Annotated in this window: 9 protein-coding genes; 6 read left to right on the forward strand and 3 right to left on the reverse strand. The window is 39.2% G+C overall.

Annotated elements, in window-relative coordinates; translation table 11 throughout:
- Positions 1-104: 104 nt before the first annotated feature.
- A complete protein-coding gene (gene carB / locus R2R28_RS14875) occupies positions 105-2,942 on the reverse strand; it encodes a carbamoyl-phosphate synthase large subunit (RefSeq protein WP_316826475.1) in 2,838 nt (945 codons plus the stop codon).
- Between the two features lie 212 nt (positions 2,943-3,154).
- Positions 3,155-3,472 (reverse strand): carboxypeptidase regulatory-like domain-containing protein, encoded by a 318-nt coding sequence (locus tag R2R28_RS14880; protein ID WP_316826476.1) that lies wholly within the window; start codon positions 3,470-3,472, stop codon positions 3,155-3,157.
- A gap of 420 nt (positions 3,473-3,892) precedes the next feature.
- Between R2R28_RS14880 and R2R28_RS14885 the strand changes: the two genes are divergently transcribed.
- From R2R28_RS14885 to R2R28_RS14910, 6 genes are all read left to right on the forward strand, one after another.
- Positions 3,893-4,423, forward strand: a complete 531-nt coding sequence (locus R2R28_RS14885) for an ATP-binding protein (protein WP_316826477.1) — start codon at positions 3,893-3,895, stop codon at positions 4,421-4,423.
- 507 nt (positions 4,424-4,930) lie between these two features.
- On the forward strand, positions 4,931-7,375 hold the full coding sequence (locus tag R2R28_RS14890) for a TonB-dependent receptor (protein ID WP_316826478.1): 2,445 nt from the start codon (positions 4,931-4,933) through the stop codon (positions 7,373-7,375).
- A gap of 131 nt (positions 7,376-7,506) precedes the next feature.
- Positions 7,507-8,151 (forward strand): thiamine phosphate synthase, encoded by a 645-nt coding sequence (locus tag R2R28_RS14895; RefSeq protein WP_316826479.1) that lies wholly within the window; start codon positions 7,507-7,509, stop codon positions 8,149-8,151.
- Positions 8,152-8,210: 59 nt separating this feature from the next.
- A complete protein-coding gene (locus R2R28_RS14900) occupies positions 8,211-9,503 on the forward strand; it encodes a hypothetical protein (RefSeq protein WP_316826480.1) in 1,293 nt (430 codons plus the stop codon).
- 63 nt (positions 9,504-9,566) lie between these two features.
- The gene (locus tag R2R28_RS14905; RefSeq protein WP_316826481.1) at positions 9,567-10,127 is read left to right on the forward strand and encodes a thiamine pyrophosphokinase; all 561 of its coding nucleotides are present in this window, start codon (positions 9,567-9,569) and stop codon (positions 10,125-10,127) included.
- Positions 10,124-10,618, forward strand: a complete 495-nt coding sequence (locus tag R2R28_RS14910) for a GNAT family N-acetyltransferase (protein WP_316826482.1) — start codon at positions 10,124-10,126, stop codon at positions 10,616-10,618. Before R2R28_RS14905 ends, R2R28_RS14910 begins: the two co-directional genes overlap by 4 nt.
- 177 nt (positions 10,619-10,795) lie before the next feature.
- Here the strand turns inward: R2R28_RS14910 and R2R28_RS14915 are convergent, their stop codons facing one another.
- Positions 10,796-13,237, reverse strand: coding sequence for an outer membrane beta-barrel protein (locus R2R28_RS14915; protein WP_316826483.1), 2,442 nt, complete (start codon positions 13,235-13,237; stop codon positions 10,796-10,798).
- Positions 13,238-13,662: the final 425 nt, after the last annotated feature.

Below are 13,662 nucleotides of genomic sequence, written 5' to 3' on the forward strand. Positions count from 1 at the left end.
ATTCCCAATCGAGTTGGGAATGACGAGCCGCCAAATACAATATTATAAATAATGGCCAGTGAAAAATCACTGGCCATTATTATTTATAAATCTTTGCAAGCAGATTACTTACTCAAATACATTGATTTATCTTTGTAAAGCTTGCGGAAGTAAGGATCTTCTAAATCTTTGATGAAACGGATTGCCTCACCGGTAGATTTCATTTCAGGACCTAATTCTTTCGCTACTTCAGGGAATTTCTCATAAGAGAAAACCGGCTCTTTAATCGCGTAACCTTCAAGCTTGCGCACAATTGTGAAATCTTTCAATTTCGCAACGCCCAGCATAATTTTAGCAGCGATGTTGATATAAGGAACATCGTAAGCTTTTGCAATGAATGGAACCGTACGAGACGCCCTGGGGTTCGCTTCGATAACGTAAACCTTTTCGTCTTTAATTGCAAACTGGATGTTTAACAATCCGCGTACATTTAAAGCCTTCGCAATTTTGATCGAGTATTCTTCCATCGCTTTAGTTACCGTATCTGGCAAACTAAAGGTTGGTAGCACAGCGAAAGAATCTCCAGAGTGAATACCTGCAGGCTCAATGTGCTCCATCATACCTACAATGTGAACATCATCCCCATCAGAAATCGAATCCGATTCTGCTTCTTCTGCTCTATCTAAAAAGTGATCGATCAATACGCGGTTGCCCGGTAAATCGCCCAGTAATTTTACTACTGCCTTCTCCAGGTCTTCATCGTTGATTACGATGCTCATCCCTTGTCCACCCAATACATAACTCGGACGAACCAATACCGGATAACCAACTTCGTTTGCTACAACAATTGCTTCTTCAGCATTTTCTGCAACACCATATTTTGGATAAGGAATATTTAATTCTTTTAACAGGTCAGAGAAACGGCCACGGTCTTCAGCAATATCCATATTCTCGAAAGATGTTCCGATAATTTTGATACCTCGCTCCGTTAATTTCTCAGCCATTTTCAACGCTGTTTGTCCACCCAATTGAACAATTACACCTTCAGGTTTCTCCAGCTCAATAATTTCGCGAACATGCTCCCAGAAAACCGGCTCGAAGTATAATTTATCGGCCATGTTAAAATCTGTAGAAACCGTTTCGGGGTTACAGTTAATCATAATGGCTTCGAAACCTGATTCTTTTGCGGCCAATAAACCGTGTACACAAGAGTAATCAAATTCAATCCCCTGACCGATACGGTTAGGGCCAGAGCCCAATACAATTACTTTTTTCTTATCGGATGGAATAGATTCGTTTTCCTCTTCGAAAGTAGAGTAGTAATACGGTGTTTTCGCAGGGAATTCCGCAGCACAGGTATCAACCATTTTATACACCCTGCTGATGCCCAAAGCCTTACGGCGATCGTACACCTCATCTTCGGTAACGTTTCCTAATAACCAGGCAATCTGAATATCAGAGAAACCTTTCTGTTTAAGCGTTACAAAGAAATCCTGAGGGATGTTATTTAAAGAATATCTTTTTAATTCAGTTTCAAGTAATACAAGCTCCTGAATCTGATTTAAGAACCATTTATCGATTTTGGTTACCTTACGGATCGACTCCAAAGGCACACCCATTACCATGGCATCTTTTATTAAGAACAAACGGTTCCATGAAGCATGCTCCAAACCGTCCATAATTTCTTCAATATTGCGTACCTGCCTGCCATCTGCACCTAAACCTGCACGGTTAATCTCCAAACTCTGACAAGCTTTTTGCAAGGCCTCAATAAAGGTACGGCCGATGGCCATTACCTCACCAACAGATTTCATCTGTAAGCCAAGTTCTTTATTTGCACCTTTAAATTTATCAAAGTTCCAGCGAGGTACTTTAACAATTACATAATCTAAAGTAGGTTCGAAATATGCTGAAGTGGTTTTGGTAATCTGGTTTTCAATTTCATCCAGGTTATAACCAATTGCCAGTTTGGCGGCAATTTTCGCGATTGGATAACCAGTTGCCTTACTTGCTAAAGCTGATGAACGCGATACACGTGGATTAATTTCGATGGCGATAATGGCATCATCTGCAGGGTTAACCGAAAACTGAACGTTACAGCCACCGGCAAAATTACCGATTGCACGCATCATTTTAATTGCCTGGTTGCGCATTTCCTGGTAACAACGATCTGATAAAGTCATTGCAGGAGCAACCGTAATCGAGTCTCCTGTATGGATACCCATCGGATCAAAGTTTTCGATTGAGCAGATAATGATTACGTTATCGTTGCTATCTCTTAACAACTCTAACTCATATTCTTTCCAGCCTAAAACCGCTTTCTCTACCAATACTTCATGTGTTGGCGAAGCTTCTAAACCACGTTTTAACGCTGCATCGAATTCCTCTTTCTTATGCACGAAACCACCTCCAGAACCACCTAAAGTGTATGAAGGGCGGATAACCAATGGATAACCGATTTCTTGTGCAGCCTCTTTACCTTCTAAAAATGAGTTGGCAATTTTCGATTCTGCAACACCTACACCGATATCAACCATTAACTGGCGGAAAGCTTCACGGTTTTCAGTTTTTTCAATTGCGGCAACATCTACACCAACTACTTTAACACCGTATTTTTCCCAAACACCACGTTCTTCTGCTTCTTTACAAAGGTTTAGTGCAGTTTGCCCTCCCATTGTAGGAAGTACCGCATCAATTCTAGGTAAATCTGCAGAGTCGATGTGCTCTTGTAAAATAACCTCTATTGAATCAACAGTTAACGGGCGCAGGTAAACATGGTCACCGATAACCTTATCCGTCATAATGGTAGCCGGATTGGAGTTGATAATGGAAACGGTAATCCCTTCTTCTTTTAAAGAAAGGGCCGCTTGCGAACCCGAGTAATCAAATTCACAGGCTTGGCCAATGATAATTGGTCCAGATCCTATAATCAGTACTGAGCGGATGGAAGTGTCTTTAGGCATGATAAAGCTTAAACAATAATTAAAATTCTAAAGTATTTGGGTATTTTAAATACCCTGAAAGCAACGAGATTTTGTGCTTGTATGAAGAAAAATCCCAACTGTTCTGTCGGGATGCAAAGATACATCTTTAGAAGGATTTTAAGCTGATTTTTTTAAAATAAAAAAGAGGATTTGCTGAACCCTCTTTTTAAATTTTTCTTTTGCAAAACTTACTACTGCTGCAATTTAATTTCGCCTAAATCCGTAGTGGCGCTATCTTTTACGGCCACCTTTTCTATCACGGCATCTTTATATGGCGCATTGGCTTTTATCACTACATTATAAACACCCTGTTTAAGGTTGGTAAAAGTAAAAACGCCCTGATTTACTTCAGCTCTAAGCGTGTCTGTTGCAGCTACAAGCGTAATGGAAGAAGCCGCATCTACCGGGCTTATTTTTCCGATTATTCCACCTAATTTAATATTTGTAAAGGCAATTGCACCCAAAGTAAATATGATAAGGAGTGATAACACAACACATAACTTTTTCATGGTATAACGTTTTAGTTTGATGTCTTAAATAAATAACACCATTTCGTACAAATAGTTTTAAATAATGAACACCCAAAATAAACATTGTACTATAAATTATACACGACTGTAAAATGAAGATGTACAATAATACCGCAAATGTTAATTAGTGTTAAAAGAATTTAGAGAATATGGGGCCACGCGTCAGAATTAAGTCATGAAGTGATGAAGATCGGAATATTGGCAATAATGTTGTAATAAGGAGAACATATATACGTTTTGTATATACTTTAGACAATGATCTAAAGCTTCCTCCGCGGATTAGTTACCCGCCATGAGGATTTCTTCATAAATAGTTTGTTTGGTTTATTATCCGGTTGCAGGAGCCCTCCTCAACCGGATTTTTTCTTTTAAAGCTTTTTCCTTTACATTTGGAATATCGTGAATAAAAATATCAAAAAGATTGCCATTGTTGGCCCGGAAAGTACGGGAAAATCTACCCTATCTCAATTGCTCGCAAAACATTACAAAGTTTCGTGGGTACCAGAGTATGCCCGTTATTATTGCGAAAACCTGGTTACCGAATATACTTTGCAGGATGAAGAAAATATGTATTATGGGCAAGTGGCCCTGGAAGATGCTATTTTAGCCATAACAGAAAGCGAATTTATCATCTGCGATACCACTTTTGTTACGGTAAAAATCTGGAGTGATGAAGTGCTGGGCGAAACACCAAAGGTGGTGCTTGATGCTTTGCCTGAAAGACCATATGATTTATACCTGTTAATGGACATCGATTTGCCATGGCAGGACGATCCGCTGCGCGATTTCCCTGATAAACGCGAATATTTTATGCAGGTTTGGCACAAGGAGCTACAAGCGCTAAATGCCAATTATAAAGTTATTGGTGGTTTAAGTGATGAAAGGATAGCAAATGCTGTTAAGGCCATTGATGACTTTTTGGGTAGATAGGGGCTTTATTTTTTTGGAAATGATTGTTAGTAGCTTTTGGCTGCCGGCAGCCCCGCCACCTAAACCGTATTGAAGCGGATAGCCCGGATCCCGATTTTTCATCGAGGACTTGGAGTGCAAAGCAGGACTAAAAATGCCATGCACACAGAACCGCTCATTTTCAAAACCTAAAAGCAATCAATTATTCCATTTTGCTGTCAATTTTTGGACTATTAATCCATAATCCACCAAAGAATGCCCGAATTGCCAAATATTTTCTACATTTGCCTCATCATTAGGGGTGCCTTGTTTAAATAACACAAAAACAGGCTGAGATCATACCCATTTTGAGGTAAAAGGTAGAAGGTAAAAAGGTAGAGGGTAATGCCATCAACCTTGAAACCCTCCAGCCATCAACCTCGAATGCACCTGATCCGGGTAATGCCGGCGTAGGGATTGGAGTTATGGAAGTTTAACTGAAATCGGGGAAACCCCTTTTTCCGATGGGTTTAACTAAAAACAAAAACATTGAAAAATTTACTTTTTGCAGCGCTTGTTGCAATACTGCCATTCTTTGCATCGGCACAAATTTCGGTTACAGGAAAAATAACAGATCAAAACCAGAACGTTCTCCCGCGTGCTACGGTTAAATTGAGGAATCAAAAAACAGCAGTAGTAAGCGATGCAAACGGAAACTACACCATTACAAACCTATCGAACGGGAAATATACCATTGTAGTAAGTTATGTCGGTTATAAATCGGTAGAAAAAACGGTAGAGTTAAAACAGAGTATAAGTTTAGATTTTAGCCTGTCGCCACAAAATTTCCTGGCCGATGAGGTGATTGTGCGTGCAACGCGTGCTACAGATAAATCGGCTACCACTTATAAAAATATCAGCAAGGAAGAAATCCAGCAAAACAATTTCGGACAGGACCTTCCATTTATCCTTCAGAACACGCCTGGGGTGGTGGTTAACTCTGATGCTGGTGCCGGCGTGGGTTACACGGGTATTCGTATCCGTGGAAGCGATAACAGCAGGATTAACGTTACGGTTAATGGCATTCCGATTAACGATAGCGAAAGCCAGGGAACGTTTTATGTAAACATGCCCGATTTTGCCTCGTCTGTTGATAATGTACAGATCCAACGGGGTGTAGGAACTTCTACTAATGGCGCAGGTGCATTTGGTGCAAGTTTGAATATCCAGACCACTGCCAGCGAAACTGAACCTTATGCAGAGGTAAACAGCACTTATGGTAGTTTCAATACCTGGAAAAATACGGTAAAGGTGGGAACGGGTTTAATTAATAACCGCTTTAGCTTTGATGGCCGTTTATCAAGAATCAGTTCTGATGGTTATGTAGACCGCGGTTCATCTTTGCTTAAATCATACTTTTTATCTGGTGCCTATCACGGAAATAAAGACCTTTTACGTGTAAATGTATTTTCTGGAAATGAGAAAACTTACCAATCATGGAACGGAATCCCACAATCGCGTTTAGAAAATGATGTAGCCGGAATGAACGCTTATATTGATAGAAATGGCTTAAGTACCGAAGATGCGGCAAATCTTTTAAATTCGGGCAGGAGGTATAATAGTTTCTTATATAATAACCAAACGGATAATTATACGCAAAACCACTATCAGTTAATTTATGCCAGGCAGTTTTCTGATCAGTTTTCTTTCAACGGCGCTTTACATTATACTAAAGGTGAAGGTTATTATGAAGAATACAGGGTACAGGATAGCCTGAAAAATTACGGTTTAGCCCCTGTAGTTATTGCAGGAGGTACACCAGTTGCCACAACTGATCTCATCCGTCGCCGTTGGTTAGATAACGATTTTTATGGCGTTACCTACGCCTTTAATTATGTGCCTGAAAAGAATTTAAATTTTACTTTGGGCGGAGCGTACAACGAATATAAAGGCGCACACTTTGGGCAGGTGATCTGGGCACAATATGCTTCAAACGGAAATATAGACAGGCATTACTATGATAATGAAGGTTTCAAGACTGATTTTAATGTGTATGGCAAGGTAAACTATAGTCCCATTGAAGCTTTAAGTTTATTTGCCGATCTGCAGTACCGCCGTGTATATTATGATATTGCCGGTACAGAAAACAAGCTGAATACTTTGGCCATTAACCAAACCTTAAATTTCTTTAACCCGAAATTTGGCGCCACTTATTTTATCAATCCGCAAAGTAATGTTTACGCATCATTCAGTGTGGCCAACAAGGAGCCTAACCGCGATGATTACGTGGATGCAACCGTAGGCATTACCCCTAAACCAGAGCGTTTAAATGATGTAGAATTGGGCTACCGTTTTAAAGATGATCAATTTAATATAGGCGCCAATGCTTATGGCATGTTCTATAAAAACCAGTTGGTGGTTACCGGAAAGATAAATGATGTTGGAGGAAACTTCCGCCAGAATGTGGATAAAAGTTACCGTTTGGGAATAGAGCTTGATGGTTCTTATAGCATTAGCAAACAATTTATCGTAAATGCCAATGCAGCATTCAGCAGGAATAAAATTAAAAACTTTACCGAATATTATGATGATTATGATAACGGCGGGCAGGTAGTAAACACCTATAACCTAACCGATATCTCGTTTTCGCCAGGTGCGGTTCTTTTTGGCGAATTGGTGTACAAACCGATTAGCGGTTTTGCCATAGCCTTACAGAGCAAATATGTGAGCAAACAATACCTGGATAATACGCAGAATAACGACAGAACCATTAATGGTTATTGGGTAAACAATGCCCGTTTGGGTTACGATTTTAAATTTGCCGGCGTTAAAAATATTAACCTTGGTTTATTGGTTAACAATATCTTCGATAAGAAATACGAAAGCAACGGTTATACTTATGGATATCAGTTAGGAGGAAGCAGAACTACCGAAAACTTTTTTTACCCACAAGCAGGAACCAACTTTTTGCTAAGTTTGAACGTTAAATTTTAAGAAAGCTGAAAGATAAAGCTAAAAGCTAAAAATCATTAAAATCGCCATTGGAAGATAAACGCTCCATGGCGATTTTGTTTATATTGCCCTCCTGATCTTAAATCCTTTAATCTTACCAATCCTGATCCAGAATGAAATATATCGAAAAGTTCCAGTACATCACACACGATATCCCACACTTAAGCCACATTGAGCAGGCACAGCTAGCTTGCGAAGCGGGAGCAAAATGGATCCAATACCGTTGTTTGAGTAAAGCGGATGAGGCACTTTTACAGGAGATTAACGCCATCGCAGAAATTTGTGATGATTGGGGCAGCACTTTAATCGTTACCAATCATATTCATTTAAATGGAAAGGCAGATATCCAGGGGTTTCATATCGAAGATATGGATGCCGATTTTGTCGCCCTGCGCAAATTGGTTGGTAATGATATTACGCTGGGTGGTTCTGCAGATACCATTGAAAATTTAATCAGACTGGCCAGCGAAGGGGCAGATTATGCGGGTTATGGTCCATTTGCTGTGAGTGAAACCAAACCCAACGGTTACGCACTTATCGATCTCGAAGCTTACCACCATACCATAAAGGAATTACAGGCCAAAGCTATCCAACTTCCGGTACTAGCCGTAGGTGGTATCAAAAATTATGATGTAGAAGCTTTAATGCAAACAGGAATTTACGGAATAGCCGTTTCGGGAGCCATAAATTTTGCGGATGATTTTATTGAAGCCTATCAGGATTTTTACCTATTAGTTAAAGAAAGCCCTGTTAATTAACACTTTATAGTTTGATGCCTGTTGGATAATTTTTAGTTTTGGGATAAACCCAAACCAATATGTCTGAAAACGCGCTTCAAACCAACTCCCCATGGAGCATTTATAAAAAAATATCCTTTAGGTTTTTTTTCCTGCTGTTATCGCTTTTTATCATCCTGAACAATAATGGCGCTTTCATGGTCCTGTCAAGCATATTGCAGTTGCCCAACCTGGTATTGCACGATTTTATTCCCTGGTTTTCCAAACACATTATCCATTACAATTACGATTTTAGCATCCATACCAATGGTAGTGGCGATACCTCTTATGACTGGGTATTATTGCTGGTTATGTTTCTTATTTCGGTGATAGGCTGTATCATTTGGTCGGTTTTAGACCGTAAACGTAAAAGCTACAACGCCGCCTATTACTGGCTAGTGGTATTGGTCAGGTTTTACCTCGCCTTTACGTTATTGTTGTATGGCGCCGTAAAGGTGATCAAACTTCAATTTCCCGATCCATCCTTAACCCGGTTGCTCCAACCTTTTGGCGAAGCCTCACCAATGGGCCTGGCCTGGACTTTCCTCGGTTTTTCTAAAGGTTACAATATTTTTATGGGCATAGTAGAAGTTTCTGCCATTTTACTCTTGTTCCGCAGAACGGTAATTGTCGGCGCGTTACTGTCATTGGCAGCAACCGCCCATGTAATGTCGATGAATTATTTTTTCGATGTTCCGGTAAAACTGCTTTCTACCGCACTGGTGGTAATGAGCCTTTTTATTTTGGCACCCCATTTTTTAAAATTATACCGTTTCTTTATTAAATATGAAAGTGAACAGCTTGATAAAATGTACCGCCCAACCTTTAAAAAACGCTGGATTTACATTTTGGCCTATAGCCTAAAATACCTGTATATCACAGCCTCAGTGGTTCTTTTACTTTATTCGTTAATCGGGCAACGAAAAACCTACGGCAGTGCAGCGCCCAAACCATTTTTATATGGTATTTACCATGTAGAGGAGATGAGGCTTAAGGGCGAAACACTAGCGCCATTAACGACCGATAGCAACCGGTGGAAACAGATGATTATCAGTTATGAGGGTTATGCAAGGGTTAAAAAAATGAATGATAGTACAGTTAATTTTACCACCGTTTTTGATCAGAAGAAAAAAGAACTGGTACTGAAATCTACCACCAAAGATTCATTGAAATATGTGTTAAACTACAAACTTATCGGGAAAGATAAACTCATTATTTCTGGCTTGCAGGATAAGGATTCTGTTTCGGTAAGCTTTAAAAAGAAAGACCTGAAAGATTTCAGGCTCATTAACAGGGGATTTCATTGGGTGAGCGAATACCCATACAACAGGTAATCATTTTACCGGCAGCTGATTCTTTGTGTATCGTACTTAATGTGAATTTTCTATATTCGCAGTATGTCTTCACACCATATTGTAAAAGAAAAACAAGAACCAGCTTTATTTATAGAGGAGCTTGGAAATTTTAACGAAGAGCTTTTGGGCCAACTGTTAGAATGGAGCCCTACGCTTTTGGTTAATGCAGAAAGCTATGATAAAATCTTATCCTTAGGTTTAAAGGTTGATGTTCTTGTAAACGGAACACAAACCGAAACGCAGGAAAACACCAAAATAATCCAAGGGCCGGTTGATGCTTTAATGGTAGCGATTAACTACCTGTACGAAGAGAAATATCCTGCCGTAAATGTGATTAGCCGCAAGTTCGACTTAGAAAAATATGCCGGATTTGAAGACAAAATCAATCTTGTGGTATTTACCGAAAGAGCTAAACATTACGCTATAAAGTCGGGTTTTTCGGTTTGGAAACCAGCCGGTAGTGAATTTTTGATCCATGGCAACCGATACCTCGAAGTAACCAACCTGATGCAGGATGAAGATGAAATTTTTAAGGTGGTAAACGACGGTTTTGTCGAATTCACTTTCTCAGGACACCCCATTTTTATTAGTGAACCAATATGATTACCCTTAGAAGAGCAAAAGAAGAAGATCTAGAAATCATCAGGGATATTGCCGCTGCAACCTGGCCATCAACCTATCTTGATATTATCGGACAGGCACAGATTGATTACATGCTGGATAAAATGTATAACAGGGGCGAATTGTTGAAACAATTGATGGAAGGCCACATTTTCCTGATTGCCGAAGACGCCGAAAAGCAATATGGTTTTGCAGGCTATTCTATTATTGGGCACGACGAACGCATTTACAAATTACATAAACTTTATGTGTTGCCATCAGCACATGGCAAAGGTGTTGGCAAAATCCTCATCAACGAGGTTTTTAACCAGGTAAAGGATGCCGGTGGAAGTGCTTTACAATTGAATGTAAACAAACACAATAACGCTAAAGATTTCTACTTAAAAGGAGGATTTACCATTAAAGAATCGGTAAAAATCGATATTGGTGAAGGTTATTTTATGGATGATTATGTGATGGAGTATAAATTTTAAATTAATAAGTGATTGGTCCGTGGAGACACGGACCATGGCGATAAGATGACAGGTATAGCCGGATCTTCATTTCGATCCTGAAAATTCGGGAAGAAATCTTGTAAATTGCATTTTAATAATTTCGTTCAAAGGTCTCCCCACTTCGTTGCTTCGGCCGAGATGACGAGCCTGTAACCCCTAATTCTTCATTCTTCCTTGCTCAGCCTCAGTACCTGTAGAACGGCGGCGGGCTGGTTTGATTTCATTTTTACCGAAACGATAAGTGAAACTGATCCGGGCCACCTGACTTTCATTTTTTTGACGCACCTGATAGGTTAATCCTGATAAAATGCTTGATAAATTAGTTTTATAGGTATTAAATACATCTGATAAGGCAAATTTCAAACTCGCTTTTTTATTAAACAATGCCTTACTCAAACCGGCATCAATGGAGTATCGCGGTCTGATGGAAAAAGTACCATAATCAAGTGGCGATTCGTAACTACCGTTCAGTTCTGCCGTAAAACCACTCATAATGGTAAAGGTTTGCTGCGTTTTAAACTGGAAAGATGTTTTTCCGGTTTTTAATTCCTTTCCGGCTAAGTCTGGCGCCTGAAAACTCAGGTAAAAAACATTTAAATTATTATTCATCTGCCACCATTTGGTAACCTGCACGGGTATATTTAGGTTGGCATTATAACTGATATTTTTGGCCAGGTTTGCATTGGTTTGATACAACGCTTTTTGAGCGGTATCTGGCAAAAGCACTTCCATAATTACATCGTTAACCCTGCTGTAACCAACTGATAACATATATTTTTGCATCAGGGTATAACTCAGTTCTAAATTATTGGTATACTGTGGATTTAAAAAAGGGTTACCTTTACTATAAGTAAATTGATCGAGATAGTACACAAAAGGATTTAAAGCATCATAACTTGGCCGGTCTATCCTTCTGCTATAAGAGAATCCAAGCTGGTTGTTTTTAGAAAGGGTTTGTTGCACAAACAACGTAGGGAAGAAATCCCAGTAACTTCGCTCAACCACGGTGTTGTTGGTAATTAAATTTCCTTTCGAATTGGTTTGCTCTAACCGCAGACCAATTTGCACACTGGTATTTTTAAATTGTTTATTTAAATTGGTATAAGCCGCGTTTACATTTTCATCGTAAATAAACTGATTACTGCGGTGTACATCGTTCCGCCAGGTATTGTTTACAAATTCTTCTGCCTGAAGATCGTTATCGGTTTTAACCCAGCTGCTTTTAACACCAGCCTCTAGTTTAACGGTTTTACTCAACGAAACATTATAATCAACCTTAAAAGCTTTAATATCGATAATAGAAGGTGTATTATTTCTGGTATAAACAATAGGACGAATCCGCTCACCGTTAGGAAAAAGATAATCGTTATCGTAGTTTGAACCATCGTTTCCGCTGTATCTGGAATAATCAACATCTGCCGAAATTTCTGAACCAGCGGTATCTAAAACCGATTTATAATTTAAATTATAAGAAAGATTGTTGTACTTATTGGTCTGTAATGTATTCGAAATCAACAATGTATCTACTTTTTGAAAAGACGGACCGATTAATGTATTGTTTACTGAAGCTTCCGTACCGTGGTTAAAATAGCCATTTACCAATACCCCAATGGTGTTATTTTTATCGATAAAATAATCTAAACCAGCCTTGAAATTATTATTCTGTTGCTTTCTAAGGCTCCCACCTGTTTGCATAAAATACGTATCGGGCGTACCATTTGCTATCCGGTCAATATCAATCTGGTTTTCCCTCACGTTCCTACCATAATTGTAATTACCAAACAGATTCAGTTTTTGTGTTCTATGATTAAGATTTAAACCCGTATTACCCCTAAAGTTTTTACCATATCCGGCGGTTCCGGTTAAACTACCGTTAGTGCCTCCGTTTCTATTCTTTTTTGTTTTAATATTAATGATTCCAGAATTACCAGACGCATCATATTTTGAAGAAGGATTGGTGATCAGTTCTATACTTTCGATTTCTGAACTTTGCATATTACGGAGCAGGTTTGCTACGTCGGCACTACTCATGTAGGTTTGTTTGCCATCCAACTGGATCAATACGCCTTGTTTACCCATCATCGAAATTTTGTCGTTCTGGTCTACCGTTACGCCAGGGGCTTTTTGCAAAACCTCTAATGCTGTAGAGCCGGTCATAATCGCACTGTTTGATACGTTCATCACCACCTTATCCATTTTACGCTCAATTAACGGTTTGGTTATGGCTACGTTCACTTCCTTTAGATTTTGAGCAGTTGCAACAAGCTGCGCAGTGCCAAAATCTACTTTTTGGTTATCTTCTGTTAGTATGATGGTTTTACTTTTAAGCGTTTTATAACCCATATTACTGGCCTTATAAAAATAACTTCCTTTAGCAGGAATATTAAAACCAAATGTGCCGTTCGGATCAGTAAAAGCTGTTTTAACCACAGTCGAATCGGCAGCTTTAAACAATACAACGGTCACATAGTCTGCAGGTTTTTTATTTTCATCCAAAATTACCCCGTTGATATTAGGCTTAGGATTGGTTTGCGCAAAGCCCACCGCAGCGGTTAAAAATAGACTTAAGGTAATCGATATGCTATATAATGTTTTCATTTTCAGGTATTATTATCTTAAAAAATTGGGCAAAAAGATTCCATAACGCTTGTAAACGCGTTTTTAACTTTTGCTTGCTTGTTTAAAGTTTAGCTCGGAACGAAAGGTTCCCCATTGTTTAGTTATAAATAAGACGACCGTTTTTTGAAAAGGTTACAAGGATTTTGAAAAAGTCCGGAATCGGGAGTCCGAAGTCTGGAGTCTATTGTGCTACAATTCACAAGGGTGATGTAATCCTGAAGGATAATTTTATGGTATAAATCAATGTTAGCGAGAGATTTTTTGGGCAACAAGCTGCAAGGGATCGTCATTGCGGGGCAATTTTCATTGGATGAAGCAATCTTTATAGCAGGGCTCCCAAGCATGAAAGATTGCTTCCCCGAAGTCGGGGCAGGCTGTCGTTCCTCCTCGCAATTACGAATTTT

This window comes from Pedobacter miscanthi, from assembly GCF_032678605.1.
In the GTDB taxonomy this organism is placed as follows: domain Bacteria; phylum Bacteroidota; class Bacteroidia; order Sphingobacteriales; family Sphingobacteriaceae; genus Pedobacter; species Pedobacter miscanthi_A.

Bases quoted from the DNA above. Each gene is read 5' to 3' on its own strand.
- R2R28_RS14880 (WP_316826476.1), bottom strand. From the start codon at position 3,472: ATGAAAAAGTTATGTGTTGTGTTATCACTCCTTATCATATTTACTTTG.
- R2R28_RS14905 (WP_316826481.1), top strand. From the start codon at position 9,567: ATGTCTTCACACCATATTGTAAAAGAAAAACAAGAACCAGCTTTATTT.
- carB (WP_316826475.1), bottom strand. From the start codon at position 2,942: ATGCCTAAAGACACTTCCATCCGCTCAGTACTGATTATAGGATCTGGA.
- R2R28_RS14915 (WP_316826483.1), bottom strand. From the start codon at position 13,237: ATGAAAACATTATATAGCATATCGATTACCTTAAGTCTATTTTTAACC.
- R2R28_RS14900 (WP_316826480.1), top strand. From the start codon at position 8,211: ATGTCTGAAAACGCGCTTCAAACCAACTCCCCATGGAGCATTTATAAA.
- R2R28_RS14895 (WP_316826479.1), top strand. From the start codon at position 7,507: ATGAAATATATCGAAAAGTTCCAGTACATCACACACGATATCCCACAC.
- R2R28_RS14910 (WP_316826482.1), top strand. From the start codon at position 10,124: ATGATTACCCTTAGAAGAGCAAAAGAAGAAGATCTAGAAATCATCAGG.